At 69.9% G+C, this 24,621-nt stretch carries 21 protein-coding genes; 9 read left to right on the forward strand and 12 right to left on the reverse strand.

Annotated elements, in window-relative coordinates; genetic code table 11:
* Window positions 1-15: 15 nt before the first annotated feature.
* The 3 genes from PV646_RS23205 to PV646_RS23215 all read right to left on the reverse strand — a co-directional run bounded on the left by PV646_RS23205 (window position 16) and on the right by PV646_RS23215 (window position 2,947).
* Complete coding sequence (locus PV646_RS23205) at window positions 16-633, reverse strand: response regulator transcription factor (protein ID WP_500345069.1); 618 nt, start codon at window positions 631-633, stop codon at window positions 16-18.
* A 5-nt stretch (window positions 634-638) separates the two neighbouring features.
* Window positions 639-1,652: a sensor histidine kinase gene (locus PV646_RS23210; RefSeq protein ID WP_500344272.1), complete on the reverse strand. Its 1,014-nt coding sequence runs from the start codon at window positions 1,650-1,652 to the stop codon at window positions 639-641.
* A gap of 68 nt (window positions 1,653-1,720) precedes the next feature.
* Window positions 1,721-2,947: an aspartate aminotransferase family protein gene (locus PV646_RS23215; protein ID WP_500344273.1), complete on the reverse strand. Its 1,227-nt coding sequence runs from the start codon at window positions 2,945-2,947 to the stop codon at window positions 1,721-1,723.
* A gap of 77 nt (window positions 2,948-3,024) precedes the next feature.
* Between PV646_RS23215 and PV646_RS23220 the strand changes: the two genes are divergently transcribed.
* From PV646_RS23220 to PV646_RS23250, 7 genes are all read left to right on the forward strand, one after another.
* On the forward strand, window positions 3,025-3,894 hold the full coding sequence (locus PV646_RS23220; protein ID WP_500344274.1) for a LysR family transcriptional regulator: 870 nt from the start codon (window positions 3,025-3,027) through the stop codon (window positions 3,892-3,894).
* A 2-nt stretch (window positions 3,895-3,896) separates the two neighbouring features.
* Window positions 3,897-4,880, forward strand: coding sequence for a LacI family DNA-binding transcriptional regulator (locus tag PV646_RS23225; RefSeq protein WP_500344275.1), 984 nt, complete (start codon window positions 3,897-3,899; stop codon window positions 4,878-4,880).
* A gap of 89 nt (window positions 4,881-4,969) precedes the next feature.
* Window positions 4,970-6,253 (forward strand): ABC transporter substrate-binding protein, encoded by a 1,284-nt coding sequence (locus PV646_RS23230; RefSeq protein WP_500344276.1) that lies wholly within the window; start codon window positions 4,970-4,972, stop codon window positions 6,251-6,253.
* Complete coding sequence (locus PV646_RS23235; RefSeq protein ID WP_500344277.1) at window positions 6,250-7,155, forward strand: carbohydrate ABC transporter permease; 906 nt, start codon at window positions 6,250-6,252, stop codon at window positions 7,153-7,155. The genes PV646_RS23230 and PV646_RS23235 overlap by 4 nt, the downstream gene beginning before the upstream one ends.
* Entirely contained in the window at window positions 7,152-7,979 is an 828-nt protein-coding gene (locus PV646_RS23240) for a carbohydrate ABC transporter permease (protein WP_500344278.1), read from the forward strand. The genes PV646_RS23235 and PV646_RS23240 overlap by 4 nt, the downstream gene beginning before the upstream one ends.
* A 5-nt stretch (window positions 7,980-7,984) precedes the next feature.
* On the forward strand, window positions 7,985-10,711 hold the full coding sequence (locus PV646_RS23245; RefSeq protein WP_500344279.1) for a glycoside hydrolase family 2 TIM barrel-domain containing protein: 2,727 nt from the start codon (window positions 7,985-7,987) through the stop codon (window positions 10,709-10,711).
* 42 nt (window positions 10,712-10,753) lie between these two features.
* Window positions 10,754-11,758, forward strand: a complete 1,005-nt coding sequence (locus tag PV646_RS23250) for an LLM class flavin-dependent oxidoreductase (protein ID WP_500344280.1) — start codon at window positions 10,754-10,756, stop codon at window positions 11,756-11,758.
* On the opposite strand, the gene PV646_RS23255 is transcribed toward PV646_RS23250, so the two are convergent.
* Window positions 11,755-12,723 carry a lanthionine synthetase LanC family protein gene (locus PV646_RS23255; RefSeq protein WP_500344281.1) on the reverse strand — a complete coding sequence of 323 codons (969 nt, stop codon included), beginning with the start codon at window positions 12,721-12,723 and terminating at the stop codon, window positions 11,755-11,757. The two genes, PV646_RS23250 and PV646_RS23255, sit on opposite strands and share 4 nt — an antisense overlap.
* On the reverse strand, window positions 12,642-13,016 hold the full coding sequence (locus PV646_RS23260; RefSeq protein WP_500344282.1) for a hypothetical protein: 375 nt from the start codon (window positions 13,014-13,016) through the stop codon (window positions 12,642-12,644). The genes PV646_RS23255 and PV646_RS23260 overlap by 82 nt, the downstream gene beginning before the upstream one ends.
* 25 nt (window positions 13,017-13,041) lie before the next feature.
* Here PV646_RS23260 and PV646_RS23265 point away from each other — a divergent pair, with 25 nt between their 5' ends.
* Both PV646_RS23265 and PV646_RS23270 read left to right on the forward strand, forming a co-directional pair.
* A complete protein-coding gene (locus tag PV646_RS23265; RefSeq protein ID WP_500344283.1) occupies window positions 13,042-13,887 on the forward strand; it encodes an aminoglycoside phosphotransferase family protein in 846 nt (281 codons plus the stop codon).
* 30 nt (window positions 13,888-13,917) lie between these two features.
* Complete coding sequence (locus PV646_RS23270; protein ID WP_500344284.1) at window positions 13,918-16,944, forward strand: AfsR/SARP family transcriptional regulator; 3,027 nt, start codon at window positions 13,918-13,920, stop codon at window positions 16,942-16,944.
* A 20-nt stretch (window positions 16,945-16,964) separates the two neighbouring features.
* On the opposite strand, the gene PV646_RS23275 is transcribed toward PV646_RS23270, so the two are convergent.
* The 7 genes from PV646_RS23275 to PV646_RS23305 all read right to left on the reverse strand — a co-directional run bounded on the left by PV646_RS23275 (window position 16,965) and on the right by PV646_RS23305 (window position 24,614).
* Window positions 16,965-17,738: an ABC transporter permease gene (locus tag PV646_RS23275; RefSeq protein WP_500344285.1), complete on the reverse strand. Its 774-nt coding sequence runs from the start codon at window positions 17,736-17,738 to the stop codon at window positions 16,965-16,967.
* The gene (locus PV646_RS23280; RefSeq protein WP_500344286.1) at window positions 17,735-18,685 is read right to left on the reverse strand and encodes an ATP-binding cassette domain-containing protein; all 951 of its coding nucleotides are present in this window, start codon (window positions 18,683-18,685) and stop codon (window positions 17,735-17,737) included. Before PV646_RS23280 ends, PV646_RS23275 begins: the two co-directional genes overlap by 4 nt.
* A gap of 66 nt (window positions 18,686-18,751) precedes the next feature.
* A complete protein-coding gene (locus tag PV646_RS23285) occupies window positions 18,752-19,864 on the reverse strand; it encodes a MalY/PatB family protein (protein WP_500344287.1) in 1,113 nt (370 codons plus the stop codon).
* 62 nt (window positions 19,865-19,926) lie between these two features.
* The gene (locus PV646_RS23290) at window positions 19,927-21,411 is read right to left on the reverse strand and encodes an alpha/beta hydrolase (RefSeq protein ID WP_500344288.1); all 1,485 of its coding nucleotides are present in this window, start codon (window positions 21,409-21,411) and stop codon (window positions 19,927-19,929) included.
* A 75-nt stretch (window positions 21,412-21,486) separates the two neighbouring features.
* Window positions 21,487-22,236 carry a glucose 1-dehydrogenase gene (locus PV646_RS23295; protein ID WP_500344289.1) on the reverse strand — a complete coding sequence of 250 codons (750 nt, stop codon included), beginning with the start codon at window positions 22,234-22,236 and terminating at the stop codon, window positions 21,487-21,489.
* Window positions 22,237-23,742: an aldehyde dehydrogenase family protein gene (locus PV646_RS23300; RefSeq protein ID WP_500344290.1), complete on the reverse strand. Its 1,506-nt coding sequence runs from the start codon at window positions 23,740-23,742 to the stop codon at window positions 22,237-22,239.
* A gap of 23 nt (window positions 23,743-23,765) precedes the next feature.
* Window positions 23,766-24,614 (reverse strand): SDR family NAD(P)-dependent oxidoreductase, encoded by an 849-nt coding sequence (locus PV646_RS23305; protein WP_500344291.1) that lies wholly within the window; start codon window positions 24,612-24,614, stop codon window positions 23,766-23,768.
* Window positions 24,615-24,621 lie beyond the last annotated feature (7 nt).

Raw genomic sequence — 24,621 nt, forward strand, 5'->3', positions numbered from 1 at the left:
GCCGGATGGCCATGGTCAGCCGGCCACCACGTGCGCGCGGAACGCCCAGGCCACGATCTCGACGCGGTTGCGCGCCCCGACCTTGGTCTGCACCGAAGCGAGGTAGGCCTTGACCGACGACACGGAGACCTTCAGCGAGGCCGCGATCTCGTTGTTGCTCAAGCCTTTCGCGACATGCCGCACGACCTCCAGCTCGCGTTCGCTCAGCACGTGGGCATCAGCGGAGGCCACCGGAGGCGTCGACCGCCGCAACACGCGCAGAACCACCTGCGGCGACACGAGAACGTCCCCGCGGGCCGCCGACCTGACCGCCTCGGCCAGCAACCCCGGTGACGCGTCCTTGGTGAGGAACCCGCACGCGCCCAGGTCCAGTGCCTTGTTCAGCACCTCGTCGCTGTCGAACGTCGTCACCACCACGACGCGGGTGTGCGGGGCGAGCTGCCGGGTGACCTCCAGGCCGTCGAGCCCCGGCATCCGCACGTCCACCAGGCACACCTGCGGCTCCAGCGCGCGAGCCTGCTGGACGGCGCTGACCCCGTCCGCCACGTCGGCGACGACGCTGATGTCCGGCTGCGCCTCCAGGATCAGCCGGAACCCGGCGCGCACCATGTCCTGGTCCTCGGCGATGAGCACGGAGATCACGCACGCACCTCCAGCGGCAGCTCGGCGGTGACGAGCCAGCCGTCACCCGTGGCGCCCGCGAAGAACCGCCCGCCCAGTTCGCTCACCCGTTCCCTCATGCCCACCAGGCCGAAGCCGCCCGAGTGCGCCGGCCGAGTCCTGCCGTTGTCCACAACGGACAGCAGCACGGCCTCGGCAGTCGAGCGCACCTCCACCTGCACGATCGTCGCGTCGAAGGCGTGCTTGCGCACGTTGGTCAGCGCTTCCTGGACGATCCGCAGCACCGACCGGCCGAGCTCCGGCCGCACCTCGGCCAGCTCGATGTTCGCCAGCACCGGCAGCCCGGACCTCTCCGCGAGCTGGTGCAGGTCGGCTGTGAGGTCGGTGGTCGCGGTCGCGGTTCCGTTGTCCCGCAACGTTCTCACCATCGCGCTCATCGCCCCCAACGCCTCCGTGCCGCCGTCCACGATGCCCGGCAGCATCGCGCAGGCCTTGTCCTTGTCGTTCGCCGCCACCACCAGCGCGGCCTGTGCCTGCACCAGCATGCCGGTGACGTGATGCGCCACCACGTCGTGCAGCTCGCGGGCCATGTCGAGGCGTTCGTCGCGCCGGGCCCGTTCCTCCGCCGCCGCCGCCAACGCCGCACGTGATCGTTCCCGCATCCGCAACAACAGCCCGCCGACGACCATGATGCTGCACAGGATCAACATCAGCTGGACCGCGTCCGCGCGGGAGAAGCTCGTGTGAGGACGGTAGAACGCGGCGTGCTCGAGCACGGCCACGAGCACCGCGACCGACGGGATGGCCAGAAGCGCCCGTGACCGCCACGCGTGGGTGAAGACCAGCACCAGCACTGCTGCGGGCTCGACGATCAGGTAGAGCGGGTGATCGAACCAGGTCTCGCCGACTCCCCGGCCGCTGACCAGGTGCAACGCCCGGTCGAAGCCGATGGTCCGCCCGGTGGCCACGAAGACGAGCACGCACAGCGCGACGGTGACGATGATCAGCGGCCTGGTGTGTTTGTCCCCCACCCGGCCGATCGTAGGACCACCACCGGCCATCCGCCTCGACCGTCGGACCGAGGCGGATGGCCATGTGGTCAGGCGGCGGCGATCGCCTCGTCCAGGATGCCGATCCCCAGCGCCAGCTCCTCCTCGGAAGCTGTCAGCGGCGGCGCGATCCGGAACACCCCGCCCATCCCCGGGATCTGCACGATGTTCATGTGCAACCCCAGGTCCAGGCACTTCTGGGTGATCGGCGCGCTCAACGACTCGTCCGCGATCTCCAGCCCTACGAGCAGCCCGCGCCCGCGCACGTCCGACACCAGGTCATGCCTCGAAGCGATGCCCTCCAGCCCGCTGCGCAGGAACGCGCCGAGCTTCGCCGCCCGTTCGTCCAGCCGCTCCTCGACGAGGACGTCCAGCACGGTGTTGCCGACGGCGGCCACCAGCGGGTCCGACACGTGCGTGGTGAAGAACAGGTAGCCGCGGGCGTGCGCCTCCGCCTCGATCTCCGCGGAGGTGATCACGGCGGCGAGCGGCAGGCCGGCGCCGAGGGTCTTGGAGAGCGTCAGGATGTCCGGCACCACGCCGTCACGCTCGAACGCGTACCAGTTGCCCGTGCGGCACAGGCCGGTCTGCGCCTCGTCCATGATCAGCAGCATCCCGCGCTCACGGCACTTCTGGGACAGCGCGGCGAAGTAGCCCAACGGTGGTTCGAGGATGCCGCCCGACGAGAGGATCGGCTCGACGATGCAGGCGGCCAGTGAGCCGACCGACTGCGCGTCGATCAGGTCGAACGCCAGGTCGAGCTGCGCCTGCCAGTCGCCGGACGGGGCCGGGATGGCGAAGTTGCCGGGCGTGGCGGGGCCGTAGCCCTTGCGGCCCGCGCTGTAGGTCGCGGCGGCCGCGGCGGCGGTCATGCCGTGCCACGAGCGGGCGAACGCCACCACCTCGTGCTTGCCGGTCACGAGCTTGGCCATGCGCAGCGCGGCCTCGTTCGACTCGGCACCGGTGGTCAGCAGCTGCACCTTGGAGAGCGTGTCGGGCAACGTCTCCGAGAGCCGCCGCGCCAGATCGACGACGGGCCGGCTGAGCATGCCGCTGAACAGGTGGTCGAGGTTCGCGATCTGGCGCTGCACCGTCTCGACGATGCGCGGGTGGGAGTGGCCGAGGATGGCGCTCATCTGCCCGGACGTGAAGTCCAGGACGCGGCGGCCGTCCTCGGTGAACAGGAAGCTCCCCGACGCGCTGTCGATGATCTCGCGCGTGAACGTGCCGCCGTAGCGGACGAGGTGGCGGTCGACGTCGTCCCAGAAGGTGTCCATGCATCTCAAGCTAGGACTCGTCGAGCAACAGGTCCATCTCACAATCCCACGCCCGCTGTTCGGAAATACTGCACAGCATGACGCTCAACCCGTGGCGCCTGCGCCTGCTCAGCCAGCTCGACGCGCTGGGCACCGTGCGGGCCGTGGCGCAGGCCGCGAACCTCAGCGCTTCGAGCGTGTCGCAACAGCTCGCGGTGCTCGAAGCCGAGACGCGCACGCAGCTGATCGAACGGACCGGGCGGCGCGTCCGGCTCACGTCGGCCGGGCTCATCCTGGCGCGCCGGGCACGGTCGATCCTCGATCAGATGGAGGCCGTCGAGGCCGAGCTGCGAGGGCTGAACGACGAACCGTCGGGCCTCATCCGGCTCGGCGCGTTCCAGAGCTCGATCCACACGCTCGCCGTGCCCGCGATCCAGGCCCTCGGGCACCCGCACCTGCACGTCGAGATCGTCGAGCTGGAACCGCACGCGAGCATGCCCGCGCTGCTCGCCGGGGAGGTCGACGTGATCATCACGACGACCGACTTCGTGGAGCTGCCGGTCCCCCGCGACATCGACGTCGTACCGCTCGGCCAGGACCCGATCGTGCTGGTCACGCCGCCGAACCACCCCGCGGCCGACGTCGCCGCGTGCAAGGACGAACCGTGGGCGTTCGACATCCCCGGCTCCTACATGGCGAAGCTCGCGACGAGGCTGTGCCGGCAGTCGGGGTTCGAGCCGCGGGTCGTCGGCCGGTTCAGCAACTACATGCTCACGCTCAAGCACGTCGAGGCCGGCCTGGCGGTCGCCGTGCTGCCCGCGCTGGCCGTCGACCGCCGGTTCGACGTGGTCACGAGGGAGCTGCCGGTGACGAGGAGGATCACCGCCGCCGTGCGCCGCGACTCGCGCGCCGCGATCACCGTGGTGCTCGACGCCCTGCATACTCGGTCGCAGTCGGACGAGAGGTGATCATGAGCAAGCGCGTCACGATCAACGACGTCGCGCGGGTCGCCGGGGTCTCGCGGCAGACGGTGTCGCGAGCGCTCAACGACAAGGGCGAGATCGACGCGAGCACCAAGCAGCGGGTCCTCGACGCCGCGCAGGAGCTCGGCTACCGGCCGAGCCGGTTCGCGCGCGGTCTCGTGCGGCAGGACAGCACCACGATCGGCCTGGTCATCCCCGACCTGCTCAACCCGTTCTTCACCGAGGTCGCGGCCGGGGCGCTCGAGGCCGCGCGCTCGCACGGCTGGCACGTGATCGTCTACGACACCGCCGACAGCATCACCGAGGAACGCGGCACGCTCGGCGTCATCACCTCCCAGGTCGACGCGGTGGCCGGTTACTTCAGCCTCGACGAGGCCGAGCTCGACAAGCACCTCAGCGGCATGCCCGCGGTGCTCATAGGGCGTGACCACCACACGCCGCGCTTCAGCTCGATCCGCATCGACGGTGAGAAGGGCGTGCACGAGGCCATCGACCACCTCGTCGCCGCGGGTCACCGCAGGATCGGCATGCTCGACCACGCGGGCCGCGCCGAACCGAGCCTGCGCCGCGACTGGTTCGCCGACGCGATGAAGGACCACGACCTCACCGCTCCCGTCGTCGGCAACGCGGTGCAGTCCGTCGACGGCGGCGCCGAGGCCCTCCACGAACTCCTCGGTGAGCACCCCGATCTCACCGCGGTGTTCACCTACAACGACGTCATCGCGATGGGTGCGCTCAAGGCCGCCCGCAAGCTCGGCAAGGCCGTCCCCCAGGACCTCGCGGTGGTCGGGTTCGACGGCCTCCAGCTCGGCACGGTCGTCGACCCGGCGCTCACGAGCGTCGCGCTCGACACCCGTCGCATCGGCGCCCTCGCCATCGAGCAGGCGGGCAGGCTGGTCGCGGGCGAGACACCGCTACCCGAGGAAGAACTGCTGGTCAGCGGCGTGTTGTTAGTCCGCGAATCCGCCTGACCCTTGACAGGCTCACTCGTCCGGCCCATGCTTCGCGCCAATCCGTGAACGTTCACGGGAGCGTTCACGGGCTCTCCGGAGGGTCCCCGATGACGTTGACTCGACGCAGGTTTCTGACCGGCGCGGCAGCACTCGGTGCAACAGCACTGGGCACTACCGCGTGCACCAGTCCGACCACGGCCAACCCGGGCAGGATCACGCTCTGGTACTCCACGAACGGCCTGTCGGAGAAGGTGCTCGGCGAAGCCGTGCAGCGATTCCCCGCCCAGCGCCTCACGCCGAACAAGGTGAGCGGCGAACTGAACCGGCGGCTGCTCGCCGCCCTGTCCGGCGAGGCCTACCTGCCGGACATCACGATGCTCGGCGACGGCATCTCGACCTACTTCAGCGCCACCGACCGGTTCGCCGACCTCAACGCGCTCGGCGCGAGGCAGGACGAGTCGCGCTACCTGCCGTGGAAGTGGCAGGCGGGCCGCAGCCCGGACGGGTTCCAGCTCGGCTTCCCGATCGACACGGGCCCGGCCGCGCTCTACTACCGGCACGACCTGTTCGCCGAGGCCGGACTGCCGAGCGAACCGGACGCCGTGGCCGCCGCACTGTCCACGTGGGACGAGTACTTCGAGTTCGCGAAGCGGGTCAAGGACAAGCTCCCCGGCAAGTACCTGATCACCGACACGAAGATGGTGTTCACGTACTCGCTCGCGCAGGAGAAGCAGAAGTACCTCGACCGGCAGAACCGCTACCTCGACGACCAGTCGCAGGTCCGCCGAGCCTGGGACCGCGCGGTCACGGCGTTCCGGATGGGGCTCACCGCGGGCTACGCGGGGTCGGCCGCCGGTGAGGGCGTAGACCGGCGCGCGGCCTGGACGAACGGCAAGGAGGTCGCGTTCGTCAACGCCTCCTGGATCACCGGCAACCTCAAGCAGTCCGCGCCGGGCACGTCCGGCCGATGGCACGTGTGTCAGGCACCCGGTGGTCCCGGCAACCAGGGCGGCTCGTTCCTGGCGATCACCAAGTACTGCCCGGACCCGCAGGGCGCCTACGACGTCGTGAAGTGGCTGATGTCGCCGGAGAACCAGGCGTCGGCCTACCTGGAGCTGGGCCTGTTCCCGTCCAGCCCGTCGGTCTACTCCGACCCGAAGGTGCTGGCGCCGGAGGAGTTCTTCGGCGGGCAGGTGTCGATCCAGGTGTTCGGCGAGATCGCGGAGAAGGTCCAGCCCGTCTACTTCTCGCCCTGGGACATCACGATCTCCGACACCTACACCGACGAGCTGGCCAACGTCGAGTCCGCGGGCAAGGACCCGGAACAGGCGTGGCAGGACGCGCGGACGTCGGTCGAACGGCTGCTGCGCCGGCAGGGGGTGCTCGCATGACCGCCGTCACCGCGAACCGCAGGTGGAAGTACCTCCCGCAGTACCTGGCCATCGCGCCGTTCTTCGTGCTGTTCGCCGTCTTCGGGCTCTATCCCGTGGTGTACTCGCTGTGGTTGTCGTTGCAGCGCTGGAACGGCGTCAGCGAGATGAAGTTCGTGGGGCTGGAGAACTTCGCGTTCCTCCTCACCGACACCGCCTTCTGGGACGCGATCGGCAACACCCTGATCATCTGGGTGATGTCGACGATCCCGATGCTGGCCCTGTCGATGCTCGTCGTCCTGGGGCTCAACTCCTCGGTGCGCCACAAGGGTTTCCTGCGAGTCGCGTACTTCCTGCCCAACGTCACGTCGATCGTGGCGATGTCGCTGGTGTTCGGCTCGTTCTTCTCCAGCGAGTTCGGTGTCCTGAACTGGTTCCTGGGCCTGATCGGCGTGGACCCGGTGCAGTGGCTCACCGATCCGTGGGCGATCCGGACCGCGATCTCGTTGATGATCATCTGGCGCTGGACGGGCTACAACGCGATCATCCTGCTGGCGGGCCTGCAGGCACTCCCCCAGGACGTCTACGAGGCCGCGCGGCTCGACGGCGCGGGCCCCGTGCAGACGTTCTTCCGCATCACGCTTCCGTTGCTGCGCCCGGTGATCCTGTTCTCGGTCGTGATGTCGGCGATCGGCGGGCTGCAGATCTTCACCGAGTCACAGGTCCTGCTCGGCGACCGCGGCGGCCCCGAGGGCGCGGGCATGACGATGGTCCTCTACTTCTACAACACCGCGTTCGCGGACAACGACTTCGGCTACGGCGCCGCCATCGCGTGGGGCATCTTCGTGGTCGTCGTGCTGTTCTCGATCCTCAACTGGCGGCTCGTGCAGCGCCCGGCCCGCGCGAACGGAGGCGACAAGTGAACCGGACGAGGCCCGGCACCCTGCTCACCTACGGCGCGCTGGTGGTCGGTGCGCTGATCACGCTGTTCCCCTACTACCAGCTCGCGGTGATGGCCTCGAACACCACCGCGGACATCTACTCGACGCCACCGACGTTCTGGTTCGGCGGGCACCTCTTCGAGAACATCGGCGAGGTGTTCGCGAAGGTCGACTTCTTCGGATCGGTGCTCAACACCCTGGTCGTGGCGATCGCGACCACCGTGCTGGTGCTGTTCTTCGACTCGCTGGCGGCCTTCACGTTCGCCAAGTACGACTTCCCCGGCAGCAACGTCCTCTTCGGAATCCTGCTGGCGACGTTCGTGGTGCCGACCCAGCTCGCGGCGATCCCGCAGTTCGACCTGATGGCGAAGTTCGGACTGGTCGGCAGCCTCAACGCGCTGATCATCCCGGCGGCCGCCAACGCGTTCGGCATCTTCTGGATGCGCCAGTACGCCCGCGGTGCCATCGCGGACGAACTGCTGGAGGCCGCACGGGTGGACGGCGCGGGCTTCTTCCGCACCTACCTGTCGGTCGGGCTACCGGTGCTGCGGCCCGCGCTCGCGTTCCTCGGGATCTTCACGTTCGTCAACGCGTGGAACGACTACCTGTGGCCGCTGGTCGTGCTGATCGACTCGAACCACACAACGCTGCAGGTGGCGTTGTCGCAGCTCAACGGCCTGTACGTGCAGGACTACGCGGTCGTCATGGCCGGGACGCTGGTGGCGATCGTGCCGCTGGTGATCGTGTTCCTGATCGGTGCGCGTCACTTCATCCGCAACATCGCCGCCGGCGCAGTGAAGGGCTGAACATCTTGTCGTACATCGAGGAAATCGGTCCCACGACGGGCGGCCTGGCGCCGCGTGCCTTCTTCACCTCCGACGCGGCCTCGCTGCCGCTGGACGGGACCTGGGACTTCCAGCTCGACGAGGGCGCCTGGGGCACCATCACCGTGCCGGGGCATTGGCAACTGCAGGGGCACGGCGCTCCCGCGTACACGAACGTGCGCTACCCGTTCCCGGTCGAGCCGCCGTTCGTGCCCTCCGAGAACCCCACGGGCGAGTACCGGCTGACGTTCGACCTGCCGGAGGACTGGCCGGACGAGCCGGCGGTGCTGCGCTTCGACGGCGTCGACTCGTGCGGACTGGTGCGGCTCAACGACGTCGAACTGGGTGTCACCCGCGGCAGCAGGCTGCCCAGCGAGTTCGAGGTCGGGCACCTGCTGCGCCCGTCCGGGAACGTGCTGACCGTGCGCGTGCACCAGTGGTCGGCCGGCAGCTACCTCGAAGACCAGGACATGTGGTGGCTGTCCGGGATCTTCCGCTCGGTGGCGCTGCTGTCGCGCCCACGTGGTGGCGTCGCGGACTACCAGGTCCACGCCTCCTACGACCACGTCTCCGGGTCTGGCACGTTGTCGGTCGAGGGCGGGATGCTCACCGTGCCCGAACTGGACGTGCACGACCTCCTGCCGGGACAGTCGTTCTCGCTGCCCGTCGAGCCGTGGAGCGCGGAAAGTCCCCGGCTCTACGACGGTGTCGTGCACACCGAGGTCGAACGCGTGCCGGTGCGGATCGGCTTCCGGACAGTCGCCATCTCCGACGGCGTGCTGACCGTGAACGGTGCTCGTGTCGTGTTCCGGGGCGTGAACCGGCACGAGCACCACCCCCGTTCGGGTCGCGCGGTGCCTCGGGAAGTGGCGTTGCAGGACGTGCTGCTCATGAAGCGGCACAACGTCAACGCCGTGCGCACCAGCCACTACCCGCCGGACCCGTACTTCCTGTCGTTGTGCGACGAGTACGGGCTGTGGGTGATCGACGAGTGCGACCTCGAGACGCACGGGTTCGGTGAACTGGGCTGGGACCGCAACCCCAGCGACGACCCCCGGTGGGCCGAGTCCTATGTGGACCGGATGCGGCGGATGGTCGAGCGGGACAAGAACCACCCGTCGATCGTGCTGTGGTCGCTGGGCAACGAGTCGCACACCGGCCGCAACCTCGCGGCGATGGCTTCGTGGACACGCGACCGCGACCCCTCACGTCCGGTGCACTACGAGGGCGACTTCGACTGCGAGTACGTCGACGTCTACAGCCGGATGTACGCCTCGCACGAAGAGGTCGAGAAGATCGGCCGTGAGCACACCCACGGGTTGCCGTTCATCCTGTGCGAGTTCGCGCACGCGATGGGCAACGGGCCGGGCGGGATGCTGGAGTACCGCGAGCTGTTCGAGCGCTACCCGACCGTGCAGGGCGGGTTCATCTGGGAGTGGATCGACCACGGGATCGAGCGCGACGGGCACTTCGCGTACGGCGGTGACTTCGGGGAACCGTTGCACGACGGGAACTTCGTGATCGACGGGCTGGTGTTCCCCGACCGGACGCCGTCGCCGGGCCTGACGGAGTTCGCCAAGGTCTTCGAGCCGGTGCGGATCTCCGGGGGTTCCGGTATCCGGATCGAGAGCTTCTACGACCACGAGAGCACCGGCCACCTGCGGTTCGACTGGGTGTACGAAGACGACGGGGTGGAGGTCGCCTCCGGCTCGCTCCCGACACCGAGGATCGGGGCGGGAGAGCACGCCGTCGTGCCGTTGCCCGAGGTTCCCGAGGTGTCCGGCGAGGGCTGGCTCACGGTTCGCGCGTCGCTGGCCACCGCCACCTCCTGGGGCGAGTCCGGTCACGTCGTCGCGTGGGGCCAGATCGCCCTCTCGGCAGCGGCCCCGGCGTCGTCCAGGGCCCGAGAGAGCGTCCGTGCCGGAAGACTGGGTCCCGGCGAGTTCGACCCGGTCACCGGCCTGCTGACCAGGCTCGGTGGCCTTTCCGTCGAGGGCCCGCGGCTGGACCTCTGGCGCGCTCCCACCGACAACGACCGCGGCTCCGAGCACCCCGAGGAACGGGCGTGGCGCGACGCCGGACTGCACCGCCTCCAGCACCGGGTCGTCGAGGTCCGCACGGGCGGGTCCGAGCTGGTCGTGCGCACGCGCGTCGCGCCCCCGGCCTGGGGTTTCGGCATGGTCGCCGACTACCGCTGGACCGCCGACGGCGACCGCCTGCACCTCCAGGTCGACGTCACCCCGGACGGCGAGTGGCCGTGCACGCTTCCCCGCCTCGGCCTGCGGATGGCACTGCCGGAGGCGGACGTCGTCGAGTGGTTCGGCGCAGGGCCGGGTGAGGCGTACGCGGACAGCCGCCAGGCCGCCCGCGTCGGCCGGTTCTCCTCGACGGTCGACGCGCTGCAGACGCCGTACGTGTTCCCGCAGGAGAACGGCAACCGCGCCGACGCGAGGTGGCTCGAGATCGGCGGGCTGCGGATCGAAGGCGAGCCGGTGTTCGACTTCACCGCCCGCCGCTGGACCAGCGAGGACCTCGACGCTGCCAAGCACACGCACGAGCTGCGTCCCCGTGACCGCGTGTACCTGAACCTCGACCTCGCCCAGCACGGCCTCGGTACGGCGTCGTGCGGGCCGGGCGTGCTGCCGCAACACCGGTTGCACGCGCGCACAGCGTCGTTCGCGGTCACCTTCGTTCCAGCATCTGGACGTAGTTGAGACGTCATCTAAAATCGGGAGGAGACGCTGAGGAGGGGTTCCGTGCCGCGGAAGTCAGAGCCGTTGCGAAAGCTGGGTTTTCTCACCATCGGGCTGTTCGACGAGCACGATCCCGGTGCGGGACACCGGAACACGCTCGACGTGATCGTGCTGGGCGAGGAGCTCGGGTTCGACAGCGCGTGGGTGCGGCACCGCCACCTGCAGTTCGGCATCTCGTCGCCGGTCGCGCTGCTCGCCGCCGCCACCCAGCGCACGAGCCGGATCCAGCTCGGCACCGCGGTGATCCCGCTGGGCTGGGAGAACCCGCTGCGGCTCGCCGAGGACCTGGCGACGGTCGACGTGCTGTCCGGCGGCAGGCTCAACCCCGGCGTGAGCGTCGGGCCGCCGATGCACTGGGACGACGTCAAGGACGTGCTCTACCCGGAGACCGCGGACGTCGAGAACTTCAGCTACGACCGCGTGCGGCGGCTGCTGGACTTCGTGGGCGGCGAGAAGGTCGTGTCGTTCAGCGGTGTCGAGGGCATCGAGGTCTGGTCGGACCGCGTCCAGCCGCACTCGGCGGGCCTGCGGGACCGGATCTGGTACGGCGGCGGCAGCCTGCGGTCGGCGCGGTGGGCCGGCGAGCAGGGCCTCAACCTGCTCGCCAGCAACGTGATCCAGTCCGAGGGGTCGCTGGACTTCGCCGAGACCCAGCGCACGCTCGTCCAGACGTTCCGCGAACACGGTGGCGGCCGCGTCTCCCAGGGTCTCGTGGTGATCCCGACCGACTCGGCCACGCCCGAGCAGCGTGCCAAGTACGAAGCCTACGTCGCGAGTCGCGCGGACCGGGCCGGCAAGACGTTCGGGCCGCGCGGGTTCATGTTCGAACGCGACATCATCGGCACCTCCGCCGAGATCGCCGAGCAGCTCTACGCGCACGCCGGCTTCCAGGAGGTCGACGAGGTGGCGTTCGCGCTGCCGTTCAGCTTCGCGCACGAGGACTACGTGCAGATCCTCACGGACATCGCGACGAAGCTCGGTCCCGAACTGGGCTGGCAGCCCGCCTAGAGGGCCCACCAGGTGTCGATGCGCGGCACGGACCGCGCATCACCCTCGGCCACCCGCGCGGCGTGGAACAGGAACCCGGCGATGCCCGCCGCGCCCTGCATCCAGCCGATGCCCGGTGGCAGCAACGGGTCGTCGTTGCGGTGCTCGGTGAACCGCCAGCAGACACCTTCGCCGTCCGCGATCGCGTTCTCCACCACGACGTCGGCGAGGTGCAGCGCGAAGTCCGTGTGCTGCCCCGAGTCGAGCAGCACGTCGCCGACGCCCGCCGTGCCGCAGCACCGGCCGTCGTTGTCCCAGAAGCCCGGGTACTTCCGCTCGGGCAGGCCGGAGACGCGGATGCTGTGCAGGCAACGGCGACGCCACTCGTCCACATCGACACCGGCCACCTCGGACACCCCCGCGTGCCGCAACGCGGGCCACAGCAACGAGGTCCCGGTCGGGCCGTGGCACCAGCCGTAGCTGAACTCCTCGATGCCCTCCAGCGACGGGATGCGCCCTGGCACTCGAAACCCGCCGTCGGACACGTCGCCCAGCGTCACGAGGTGCTCGGCACCGGCGGCAGCGGCCTCGACGAGGTCGGGGCGACCGAACTCGGCCCCGGCCAGGGCGAGGGCCGTCGCGACACCCGAGAGGCCGTGGGAGAAGTTGGGCAGCTTACGCTGCTCGACGCACGACCGCACCGGCACCATCCGCCAGTTCAGCCCTGTGAGCAGCTCCTCCCGTTCGGCCAGCAGGATCCCGGCTGCGACGTGGGCGAGTTCTCCGGCGCCCGCCACCCCGTGACGACGTGCCCACACCGCGCCCAGCAGCACCCCGGCCGTTCCCGCCGTCAGGTCGTGGCACCGGGCGCCGTCCAGGAAGCGCGGCGGCACGAAGTGGTCGTTCACCCAGCCGTCCGGTGTGGACAGTTCCAGCAGCCGAGCGACCGCCTCTCCGGCCCCCGGCGCGCCCAGCGTCGTGAGCACGCTGATCTCACTGACCAGCCGTCGAAGAAACCGGCCTCGGCCGGCCCGTTCCCCCGGACCCTGGCCACCACGGCCTCCGCCAGTGCCGCTTCGCGCGTCGTCCACTCGCGGCTCAGACGGATCTCCGCCAGCACGTGCGCCAGCCCGCCGACCCCGGCGTACATGCCGTCACGCCAGTCACCCGGCAGGTCTCCGCCCAGAAACTCCGGGATCCACACACCGGTGTCGTCCTCACGAACCTGATCCAGCACCCACAGCCAAGCGAGCTCGGCTGTCCCCCGGTACGTCCCCATGCCTTCGATCATTACATTGGCCGGAGTGCAGCGAATCCTCGAAGCCGCAGGACTCACCGAAGTGACGACGCGTCCGCTGGGTGGCGGCACCTACAACTCCGTGTTCCGGGTCTCCGCCGCCGAGGGCGAGTTCGTGCTCAAGGTGGCGCCCCAGGACCAGCCCGGCCTGACCTACGAACGGCACCTCATGCGGACCGAGGCGATGTTCTGCACGCTGGGTTCCAAGGTCGCGCCGGTGCCCGAGGTCGTGTACGCGGACGACACCGCGCTCCTGGCCACGTGCCTGCCCGGCGAGCCCGTCTTCGGACGGTCCGACGTCGACCGTCCGCTGGTCCGCAGCGAGCTCGGAGTCGCCGTCAGGGCGTTGCACGAGGTCACCGGCCCCGGCTTCGGCTATCCGCAGCTCGGCCTGCACGGGACGTGGACCGGGGCGTTCTTCGGGATGACCGACGCGGTGCGGGCCGACGCCGAACGCTACGGCGTCCCGCTCCCGGACTTCGATCCGCGACGGCACACCAGGGCGTTCGACGAGGTCCGACGCCCCGCGCTGGTGCACTTCGACCTCTGGGACGGCAACGTCCTCGCCGACACCGGACTCACCGGGCTCGTGGACGGCGAGCGCGCGTTCTGGGGCGATCCGGTCGCGGAGTTCGTGTCGCTCGCCCTGTTCGGCGAGATCGAGGACGACCCGGACCTCCTGACGGCCTACGGCTTCGAGTTCACCGACTCGGCCCGCGTCAGGCTGGCCGCCTACCAGGCCTATCTCTACTCGATCATGCTCACCGAACGGGTGCCGCGCGGCAGCACGGACGAGGGGTTCGAGCGGGTGGTCAGGGACGCGCTGACCCGCGCACTGGGCGTTCTCGCCTGATCGCCGCCGGTGATCTGGAAAGCTGGAAGTGTGCGCGTGGTTCTGCTGGGCCCGACGACCGTCGAGACCGAGGACGGCACACCGGTCGACATCGGTGGTGCCCGCGTCCGCATGCTCGTCGCCCGCCTCGCGCTCGACCCCGGCCGCCCGGTCCCGACGACGACGCTGATCGACGACCTGTGGGGTGAGCAGCCACCGGCCGACGCCGTGAACGCGCTGCAGTCGCTCGTGTCGAGGCTGCGCAAGGTCTGTCCCGTCGCGCTGGAGCCGGGCGGGTACCGGCTGGGTGTCGCGACCGAGGACGTGGACGTCTTCCGGTTCGAACGGCTGCGGGCCGCCGGACGGCTGGACGAGGCCCTCGCGCTGTGGCGGGGTGACGCGCTGGCGGACGTGCGGGAGGCACCGTTCGCCGCACCGACCGCCGCCCGGCTCGAAGAGGCACGTCTGTCCGCCGAGGAAGATCGTGGTGAGCTGGACGTCGCCGCGCTGACGGCGTTGCACGAGAAGCACCCGCTGCGGGAACGGCTGGCCGGGCTGCTGATGCGGGCGTTGTGCGCGCAGGGCCGGCAGTCCGACGCGCTGCACGTCTACGCCGAGGTGCGCGGCAGGCTGGCCGACGAGCTGGGCGTGGATCCGTCGCAGGAGCTTCAGGACGTGCATCTGGGGGCGTTGCGCGGTGAGCTCGGGCCTCGGGCGGTGGTCGACCGGTTGCCGGTGCGGCTCACCAGCTTCGTGGGGCGGGAGACCGAGCTCGCGGAGATCTCCGGGCTGCTCGGGCAGGCCCGGCTGGTGACGCTGGTCGGGCCCGGTGGCGCGGGCAAGACCCGGCTCGCCACCGAGGTCGCGGCACGGCATCCGTTGCACGGCAAGGGTCGTGTGTGGTTCGCGGCGCTGGCCGGCATCCGGGCGGCCGAGGACCTGGCCGGTGCGGTGCTGAGCGCGTTCGAGTTGACGTTCTCCGGGGATCCGCGGCGGCGGGCCAGCGAGGGCATGGACCGGATCGCCGAGGTGCTCGGTGCCGGGGAGTCGTTGCTGGTGCTGGACAACTGCGAACACCTCATCGGCGCGGCGGCCGAGTTCACGACCCAGCTGCTGCGCCGGGTGCCGAACCTCCGCGTGCTCGCGACCAGCCGTGAGCCGCTCGCGATCGACGGTGAGTCGTTGTGTCCCATCGGTCCTCTCGCCGTGCCGAACGGGCAGACGGACGTGTCCGGGTTCGGTGCCGTGCGGTTGTTCCTCGACCGGGCCAGCGCGGTGAAGCCCGGCTTCCGGCTCGACGAGTCCACTGTGGACGACGTGCGGCTGATCTGCCGACGGCTCGACGGCATGCCGCTCGCGCTGGAACTGGCGGCGGCGCGGCTGCGGTCGATGACGGTCCGGCAGATCACCCAGCGCCTCGACGACCGGTTCCGGTTGCTCACCTCGGGCAGCCGCACCGCGTTGCCGCGCCAGCGCACGTTGCGCGCGGTGGTCGAGTGGAGCTGGGACCTGCTGACGGAGGAGGAGCTGCTGCTCGCCCGGCGTTTCGCGGTGTTCCCCGCCGGTGCCGACCTCGCCGCGATCGAGGCCGTGTGCCTGCCGGATCCGTTCTACGTCCTCACGTCGCTGGTCGAGAAGTCCATCGTGGACGTCGTCGAGCTCGACGGCGAACCGCGGTACCGGATGCTGGAGACGATCAGGGTCTACGCGGACGAGCAGCTCGACGCGTCCGGGGAGAAGCGGGAGGTCACCGGCCGGTTCCGGCACTACTACCGCGAGCTGACCGAACGCTGGGAGCCGCTCACCCGCACCGCGCGCCAGCTCGAGGCGATCGACGTCTACGAGGCGGAGCAGGACAACGTCGTGGCCGCGTTGCGCGGGGCGATCGACGACCGCGAGGTCGAGCTGGCGGCGGACCTGCTGGGCGCCACGTTCTGGTACTGGCTGGTCAAGGGCGACAACGAACGCGCGGAGATGTCGGTGCGGGACGTGCTCGCGCTCGGCGATCTGCTGCCGCCAGACCGGTTTGCGACGTTCCGGGCGATGCAGCTCATCATGGCCGCGGTGCCCGGCGTGACGGACGCCGTGGAGGCCGCGGCGGTCATCGACCGGTGCGTCGACAGCGGGGCCGTCCAGAAGTACCCGTCGCTCGCGATCGCGCTGCCGATGCTCGCGTTCATGAGCCAGAACTTCGAGCTCGCGCGGCGCGAGGTGGCGCGGGCGGCGGCGAGCGAGGACCCGTGGTCCCGGGCGGGCGCGGAGTGGGCGCTCAGCTTCATGCTGGTCGACGAGGGTGACCTCGACGGCGCCGAACGGGCCCGCGATCGGGCGTACGACCAGTTCACGGCCATCGGCGACCGCTGGGGTTCGGCGATGACGCTCGGCATGAAGGCCGCGTTCGTCTCGCACACCGGCGACAACCAGGCCGCGATCGACCTGTACGAGCGCGGGCTCGCCGTGGCGACGGAGCTGCGGTCCCAGGACGACGCCATCCAGCAGCGGTGGCGGCTCGCGGTGGAGTACGCGCGAATGGGCGACCACACCGCCGCCGCGCGCGAGGTGGCCGCCGCGGAGGCGTTCGTGCGGGACGTCGGCAACGACCAGCTGTCCACGATGCTCGACTACGCGAAGGCCGAGGTCGAGCTGCGGGCGGGCAGGGTCGAGCAGGCACGCGCGCTGAGCGCCTCGTTCAAGCAGCGCGCCTCGACGTCGTCCGTGCTCGGGTCGTTCATCACGGAGTGGGTGGCCATGCTGGACGCGCGGATCGCGATCGCCGACGGCAGGCTGGACGACGCCACCACCTTCGTCGGGTTGGCGATCCGGACGACGTCGGAACGCGGTGACATGCCGGACCTCGCGACGGTCGCCGAACTGCTGGCGCTCGTCCGCCACGCGCAGGGCCGCCTCGACGCGGCCGCGCGGGTGCTCGCCCTGGCCCAGATCTTCCGCGGCCGCCTCGACATGGGCGACCCGGACGTGCGGCGCCTGGTCGCCGAACTCGGCGAGCCGGACCGGTTGACGATCACCAAAGCCGAGGCGCTGCACCGGATACGCGAAGAGGCGGGCCTCAGCGGCTGAGGCCCGCCTCCCCGAAGTGATCACACGCGCTTGCGGTACGCCCACATCGCCAGCGGGAAGAACACCGCGACCGCGCCGACCATCCAGATCACCGATCCGGTGAGCGGCCCGGCGATCGCGCCACCGTTGAGCAGCCCGCGCAGCGCGTCCGAGAGCAGGCTGACGGGGCTGATGTCCGCCCAGGCCTTGAGCCAGCCCGGCATCGTCGAGGTGCCGACGAACACGTTGCTGCCGAACGTCAACGGCATGATCAGCACGAACATCATGCCCTGCACGGCCTGCGGGGTCTTGAGCAGCATGCCCACGAACACCGACGCCCAGCAGAAGGACAGTCCGAACAGGATCGTCAGCCCCGCCGCGATCAGCAGTTCGACCGGGCCCGTCTGGATGCGGAAGCCCATGATCGTGGCGACCACCAGCAGCACGACGATGCACACGACGTACCGGACGATGTCGGCGAGCACCGCCCCGACCAACGGCGCCGAGCGGGCGATGGGCATCGAGCGGAACCGGTCGAACACGCCCTTGGAGACGTCCGTGTTCATCTGCACGCCCGCGGTCATGCTGGCCTGCAGGATGTTCATCACCATGATGCCCGGCACCAGCATCTGCAGGTAGCTGTCCGTGCTGCCGGCGAGCGCGCCGCCGAACAGGTACGTGAACATCACCAGGAAGATGATCGGCGCGAGCGTGACGTCCATCAACTGCTCAGGGTTCTTGCGGATCTTGAGGATTCCCCGCCAGGCCAAGGAGAAGCCGTGGCGCATGCCCCTGTCCAACGCGATGGTGCTCATGCCAGGCTCCCCTCGGTCTGCTTGCCGGTCAGCGCGAGGAAGACCTCGTCGAGCGAGGGCAGCCGCAACGCCAGTTCGTCCGCGGTGATGCCGGCCTCGTCGAGCTTGCGGACCAAAGTGGACAGCAGCACCGGGTCGTTCACCGGTGCCGTCAGCAGTCCCGTGTCGTCGTCACGGGTCGGCCGCGCCCCGGTCAGGTCGCCGAGGATCCGGTACACCACGTCGAGGTCGCGCATCGACGTCGGCCGCACCTGCAGCGTCTGCCCGCCCACGCGCCGCTTCAGCTCGTCCGGCCTGCCCTCGGCCACGACGCGGCCGTGGTCGAACACCGTGATCGAGTCGGCGAGCTGGTCGGCCTCCTCCAGGTACTGCGTGGTCAGCAGGACCGTCACACCGTTCGCGACGAGCTTGCGCACCACCGCCCACACCTCGTTGCGGGCGTGCGGGTCCAGTCCCGTGGTCGGCTCGTCCAGGTACAGCACGGACGGGTTGCCGACGAGGCTGGCCGCGAGGTCGAGCCGCCGGCGCATGCCTCCCGAGTACGTCTTCGCGGCGCGTCCCGCCGCGTCGGTGAGCTCGAACTGCTCCAGCAGCTCCGCCGCCTTCGCCCGTGCCCCCGCACGCGAGAAGTCCAGCAGACGGGCCAGCAGCACGAGGTTCTCCGTGCCGGAGAGGTCCTCGTCCACCGACGCGTACTGCCCGGTCAGGCCGATCAGCGACCGGACCGCCCTCGGGTCCTTGAGCACGTCGTGCCCGTGGACCGTGGCGTGCCCCGCGTCCGGGCGCAGCAACGTGGCCAGCACCCGCACCGCCGTGGTCTTGCCCGCGCCGTTCGGCCCGAGCACACCCACGACCTTCCCCTCCGGCACCTCGAGGTCGACGCCGTCCAGCGCCTTGGTCTCCCCGTAGTGCTTGACCAGGCCTTCAGCCCTGATCGCGAGTGCCATCGTTCCTCCCTGTGGTTCAGGGTGAACTGTGCGCCCGCGCGCTGGCAGGCCGCTGGCAGCGCGCTGTCAGCGGCTGGCAGCCATCCGGCGCACGGCCTCGGTGATGATCTCGGGCGACGTGCCGAGGTTGAACCGGACGTGCCCCTCTCCCCCGCTGCCGAACCCGGTGCCCGACATCAGGGCCACCTTGCCCCGTTCGAGGAAGAACGCGGCCGGGTCGTCGCTGATCGCCCGGCAGTCGAGCCACGCCAGGAAGGTCGACTCCGAGGGTTCGTAGCCGATCTCGGGCAGGTGCTCGGTGAGCAGGTTCTTGAGCAGCTTCCGGTTCTCGTCGAGGCCGTCGAGCAGGGCGTCGAGCCACTCGCCGCCGTGGATGAACGCGGCGGCGTGCGCGATCGTGCCGAAGTGGCTCGGTCCGTGGCTGACCTCCTCGGGCAACCTCGCGAGGTCGTCGGTGTTCGCCACCGCGACCGCCGCGCGCATGGCCGCCAGGTTCCAGCCCTTCGACGCGGACATCAGGCACATCCCCTGGTCGTCGACGCTCAGGTACGGCACGAACCGGGTGCTCTTGGAGACGAGCGGCGCGTGGATCTCGTCGGCGATCACGCGAACGCCGTACGTCCTGGCCAGCGCGGCGAGAGCCGTCAACTCCCCGGCGGTGTGGACGGTGCCGGTCGGGTTCTGCGGGTTGCACAGCAGGTACACCGGGCGGTCCGCCTTGACGTGCCGGAACGTCCGCTCGATCCCGTCGAGGTCGAGGCGCCCGTTCGTCAGCGGTGCCTCGATCACGGCGCGTCCCGTGCTCCGGACGAACAGGTAGAACGGCGGGTACACCGGCGGGCTGACGATCACCGGGTCACCCGGACCGGACACCAGCTTGATCAGCTCGACGGCGCCGAGCATCACGTCGGACACGAGCGCCGTGCGGTCCAGGGGCAGGTCCCAGCCCCAGCGCTGGTGCGCGAACGCCGCCAGCGCCTCCTGGTACGCGGTCCCGGCCGGGTAGCCGGTGTCCCCCAGTTCCAGGGCGTCCGCGACGGCCTGCTTGACGGGCTCCGCCAGGTCGACGTCCATCTCGGCCACCCACAACGGCAGCACGTCGTCCGGGAACTGCCGCCACTTCACGCTCGTGCGCAGCCGCAACCGTTCCAAGGACGCCTGGCTCAGCGGGTTCAGCATGGAACCAACGTAAGTCACCCGGGAGGGCCCCACCAGCGAGGCGGGGCCCTCCGGAGCAGCGGTCAGGCGAACGGCGACCTGTCGATGCCGCAGGTCTTCTGAGCAGGCAGCACACCGGTGAAGAGGTACTCCCGCTTCACCTTCTCCGCGCACGCGCTGCGCACGTACATCGAGGTGTGCCCGTACCCCTCGACGGTCAGGAACCCCGTGCGGGCCATCTCCGCGGCACCGTCGCGAGCACCGTGCAACGGCGTCGACGGGTCGAACCTGCTGTTGATGAACAGGATCGGCGCCGAGGTCCAGCGGTTCCACGGACCGGTGTAGCGGTCTTCGTCACGGCCCTGCCAGAACGCGCAGGCCATCATGTCGAACACGATGGCACGGCCCCAGTAGGGCACGCGCTCGTCCTCGCTCTTGCCGTACTTCGTGTACGTGGCCGCGTCACGCGGGAAGTCGCTGTCCGAGCACTGCACGGCGTTGAACGCCTCGAACCGGTTCGAGGTGTAGTCGGCCGCCGATGCCGTCAGCGAGGCAGGTGCCTCCCAGACGCCCTGCAGCACGCGGGCCAGGTTCTGCCAGGTGTCCGGCTGTGCCAGCGAGTCCCACACGGTGGTGATCAGCGAGACGCGGTCGAACCGTCCGTCCGGCGTGGTGACCGGGGACGCCGTCACACGGGCGACGAGGTCCGCCCACTTCTGCTTCAGGTCGCCACCGGCGAACGCGCACTGGGCGCCCGGTGCCGCGCACAGCTTCAGGAACTGGTCGAACGTCTCGGCGGTACCGCGCGGCACGTCCTGACGGGTGTCCAGCGGCACGGTCCGGCCCTGGTCGCCGTGCCCGGTGGCGTTGCCGATGAAGTCCAGCGAGCCGTCGAACGCGAGCGCGCGCACCTTGTCCGGGAACATGTTCGCGTAGATCGCGCCGAGGTGCGTGCCGTACGAGATGCCGTGGTACGTCAGCTTCTTGTCGCCCACGGCCTTGCGCAGCAGATCGAGATCACGGGCCGTGTTGGCCGACGAGACGTGGTCCAGCAGGTCGCCGGACTTGTCCTCGCACCGTTGCACGAACTCGCGGTAGCTGTCGTAGAACGCGGGCTCCTGCGCCGCGGTGTCCGGGTAGACCGGAATGGAGTTGAGGAACGTCTGCTGCTCCTCGACGCTGTCGAAGCAGCGCACGGTCGCCGACCGGCCGATGCCGCGCTGGTCCCACGAGACCACGTCGAACCGCGACCGCAGCTCGGACGAGAACAGCCACTCCCACTTGCCGCGCGCCCGCAGTCTGTCCACACCGGACGCACCGGGGCCGCCGAAGTTCACGAACAACGAGCCGATCCGCTTCGCCGGGTCGGTCGCGGGCAGCCTGATCAGCGCCAGGTCGATCTTCGTGCCGTAGGGCTGGTCGTGGTCCAGCGGCACCTTCGCCGTCGAGCACTGGAACCCGTCCTGGCAGTCCTGCCAGGACAGAACGGGTGTCTGCGCCTCTTCGGCGGCGAGCGCGGCCGGCGCCAGCCCGATGACCAGCGCGGCCGTCAACAGTAGTGATCTCACATGAAGCTCCCCAGTTTCTGACCTCTCGACCACGAAGACGCCGATGAGATCAACCGGGTTGCGTCCTGGTAACCGTCAACCGTTCAACGCGTGGGTCGCCGTCGCCCCTCCGTCGACCACGAACTCCCCGCCCGTGCAGTACGCGCTGTCGTCACTGGCCAGGAACAGCACGACGTTCGCGACGTCCTCAGGCTGCCCGATCCGCCGCAACGCGAGCTTCTTGCCGATCGGCGACACGTCGATCGGCCGCCCCAACGCCGTGCTGACCATCGGGGTGTCGATGGCGCCGGGATGCACGGAGTTGACGCGGATGCCGTGCTGGCCCAGTTCCATGGCGGCGACCTTGGTCATGCCGCGGATCGCGAACTTCGACGCTGTGTACGCCACCAGATAGGGCATACCGCCCAAGCCTTCGACGGACGACACGTTCACGATCGACCCGCCACCGGCCTGCCTCATCGACGCCACGACGGAGCGCATGCCGAGGAACGTGCCGACCTGGTTGATGCCGATCACCCGCTGGTAGTCGGCGAGCGTCGTGTCGGCCAGTGCGGAGAAGTGCAGGATGCCGGCGTTGTTCACCAGAACCGTGATGTCGCCGAACGTCTGCACGGTGAACGCGACGGCCTCGGCCCACTCGTCCTCCGACGACACGTCCAGGTGGCAGTACTCGGCGCCGAGTTCGGCCGCCAGTTCCTTGCCCTGGTCGTCGAGGACGTCGGTGATCATCACCCGCGCGCCCTCGGCGGTGAACCGGCGTGCCGCGGCCGCGCCCTGACCCCGGGCGGCGCCGGTGATCAGGGCGACCTTTCCCTCCAGCCGCATCTACATCATCTCGTCGGTCAGCGGCATCATCACGGTCTTGAGCTCGGTGTAGGCCTCGTAGGCGCTCTGCCCGCCCTCACGGCCGAGGCCCGACTGCTTGTAGCCGCCGAACGGGATGTGCGGTTCGAGCTGGAAGCCGTTGATGCCGACCATCCCGACGCGCAAGGCCTTCGAGACGCGGAACGCGCGGCGCACGTCGTTGGTGTAGACGCCGGCGCCCAGCCCGTACTCGGTGTCGTTCGCGATCCGGACGGCCTCTTCCTCGGTGTCGAACGGCACGATCGTGAGCACCGGACCGAAGATCTCGTCACGCGCGATCGCCATGTCGTTGGTGGCGTCGGCGAAGATCGTGGGCGCGACGAAGTTGCCGGACGCGTAGTCGCCGTCGAGCCGGGTGCCGCCGGTGACGAGGCGCGCGCCCTCCTCCTGGCCGCGTTCGATGTAGCCGAGCACGCGTTCGAGCTGCTTGCCGTTGATCAGCGGGCTCGCCAGCACGGCCGGGTCGAACGGGTCGCCGAACGTCACGGCGGTCGCGAGCATCTGCGCCATCGAGATGAACTCGTCCTGCGCCTCCCGTTGCACCAACGCCCTGGTGTGCGCGACGCACGCCTGCCCGGACAGGCCCATCGTGACCATGCCCATGCAGGTCATCGCGGCGAGACCGACGTTCGGGGCGTCCGCGAACACGATCGCCGGCGACTTCCCGCCCAGTTCCAGGGAAACGCGCTTCATCGTCGCGGCCGAGGCCTCGACGATCCGGCGGCCGACACCGCGGCTGCCGGTGAAGCTGATCTTGTCGACGCCGGGGTGGGTGATCAGCGCTTCGCCGGTCGGGTTGCCGGGACCGGTGACGAGGTTGACGACGCCCTCGGGGAGGCCTGCCTCGAGCAGCAGCTCGACCATGCGGATCACGCAGAACGACGCGAACTCCGACGGCTTCACCACGACCGTGCAGCCCGCGGCCAGCGCGGGCGCGAGCTTCTGGGCGAACAGCACGAACGGCGCGTTCCACGGCAGGATCGCCGCGACGACGCCGACCGGTTCGCGGAACGTCATCGCGAGGTGGTCGCCGCCCTGGTACGGCGGCAGGGTCTGGCCGCCGACCTTGTCGATCCAGCCCGCGTGGTGGTCGAAGATGTCCGCCGCGATGCCGACCGAGGTGGCGTAGATCTGGCCGAACGACAGCGGCACGCCGTTGTCCAGCGCCTGCAGGCCGCGCAGCTCGTCGGAGTGCTCCCGCAGCAGGTCCCCGTACCTGCGCAGGACCTTGATGCGCTCGCTCGCCCGGCTGCGCGCCCAGGTGCCCTCGTCGAAGGCCTTGCGGGCGGCCAGCACCGCCGCGTCCACGTCCTTCGCCGACGCGACGGCGAAACTGCCGATCTCCTCACCGGTCGCGGGGTGGTGGTGGGTCCAGGTCTCGTCGGTCTCGCGGAACTCGCCTCCGATGAGGAGCCGGCCGTCCTTGAGGCCCAGCGTCTCGCGGTGCGGTTGGACGGTGAGCGTCACAGCTCCTCCTAGAGCAGCCAAAGTCAAAGTTGCAGTGTGTCCGTGCAGGCGAAAGTCCTTTGTGGATCCCGGTCGGCGAAGTGGCCGTCGAGATCGGTGAACGCGCCGAACGTCTGCTCGACGGTCGGCGGCGCCATCAGCGCGACCATGCCGCCGTGCACGACGAAGACCTGTCCGTTGATCCTCTCGCCGGACGGTCCCGCCAGGTGTGCCACGAACTTCGCGACGTGCTCGGGCGCCAGCGAGTCGTCGCCCTCCGGCGCGTCGCCGAACACGTGCGCCGTCATCTGGGTGCGGGCGCGTGGGCAGATCGCGTTGGCGCGCACGCCGTACCGGCTGGTGCCCCGGGCCGTCGCCACGGTGAGCGCCGCGATGCCCGCCTTGGCCGCCGCGTAGTTGGCCTGGCCCTCCGAGCCGAGCAGGAACGCCTCCGAGGAGGTGTTCACGATCCGCGCGTAGACCGGTTCGCCCGCCGCCTTCGACTGCTGCTTCCACAGCGCGACCGCGTTGCGCGACAACAGGAAGTGGCCGCGCAGGTGCACGCGCACGACCAGGTCCCACTCCTCGTCGGTCATGTTGAACAACATCCGGTCGCGCAGCACTCCCGCGTTGTTCACGACCACGTGCAGCCCGCCGAACTGCTCCATCGCGGCGGTGACGAGGGCGTCGGCGGTGGCCCGCTCCCCCACGTCACCCTCGACGACCACGCACTTCCCGCCCAGTTCCTCGATCTCGGCCGCGACGGCGTCAGCCGACCCCAGCAGGTCGTTGAGCACGATCGACGCACCGGCCCGCGCGAGCTCGAGTGCTTCCGCACGACCGAGCCCTGCACCGGCGCCGGTGACCACGGCGACCTTCCCCGCAAGGTCCACAACAGAC

This window comes from Streptomyces sp. ID05-26A, assembly GCF_033794685.1.
Taxonomy (GTDB): Bacteria; Actinomycetota; Actinomycetes; order Mycobacteriales; family Pseudonocardiaceae; genus Lentzea.

Excerpts from the sequence above, each read along its gene's own strand:
- PV646_RS23220 (WP_500344274.1), top strand. The coding sequence starts at position 3,025 with ATGACGCTCAACCCGTGGCGCCTGCGCCTGCTCAGCCAGCTCGACGCG.
- PV646_RS23215 (WP_500344273.1), bottom strand. The coding sequence starts at position 2,947 with ATGGACACCTTCTGGGACGACGTCGACCGCCACCTCGTCCGCTACGGC.
- PV646_RS23295 (WP_500344289.1), bottom strand. The coding sequence starts at position 22,236 with ATGCGGCTGGAGGGAAAGGTCGCCCTGATCACCGGCGCCGCCCGGGGT.
- PV646_RS23280 (WP_500344286.1), bottom strand. The coding sequence starts at position 18,685 with ATGGCACTCGCGATCAGGGCTGAAGGCCTGGTCAAGCACTACGGGGAG.
- PV646_RS23285 (WP_500344287.1), bottom strand. The coding sequence starts at position 19,864 with ATGCTGAACCCGCTGAGCCAGGCGTCCTTGGAACGGTTGCGGCTGCGC.
- PV646_RS23230 (WP_500344276.1), top strand. The coding sequence starts at position 4,970 with ATGACGTTGACTCGACGCAGGTTTCTGACCGGCGCGGCAGCACTCGGT.
- PV646_RS23275 (WP_500344285.1), bottom strand. The coding sequence starts at position 17,738 with ATGAGCACCATCGCGTTGGACAGGGGCATGCGCCACGGCTTCTCCTTG.
- PV646_RS23235 (WP_500344277.1), top strand. The coding sequence starts at position 6,250 with ATGACCGCCGTCACCGCGAACCGCAGGTGGAAGTACCTCCCGCAGTAC.
- PV646_RS23260 (WP_500344282.1), bottom strand. The coding sequence starts at position 13,016 with ATGGGGACGTACCGGGGGACAGCCGAGCTCGCTTGGCTGTGGGTGCTG.
- PV646_RS23225 (WP_500344275.1), top strand. The coding sequence starts at position 3,897 with ATGAGCAAGCGCGTCACGATCAACGACGTCGCGCGGGTCGCCGGGGTC.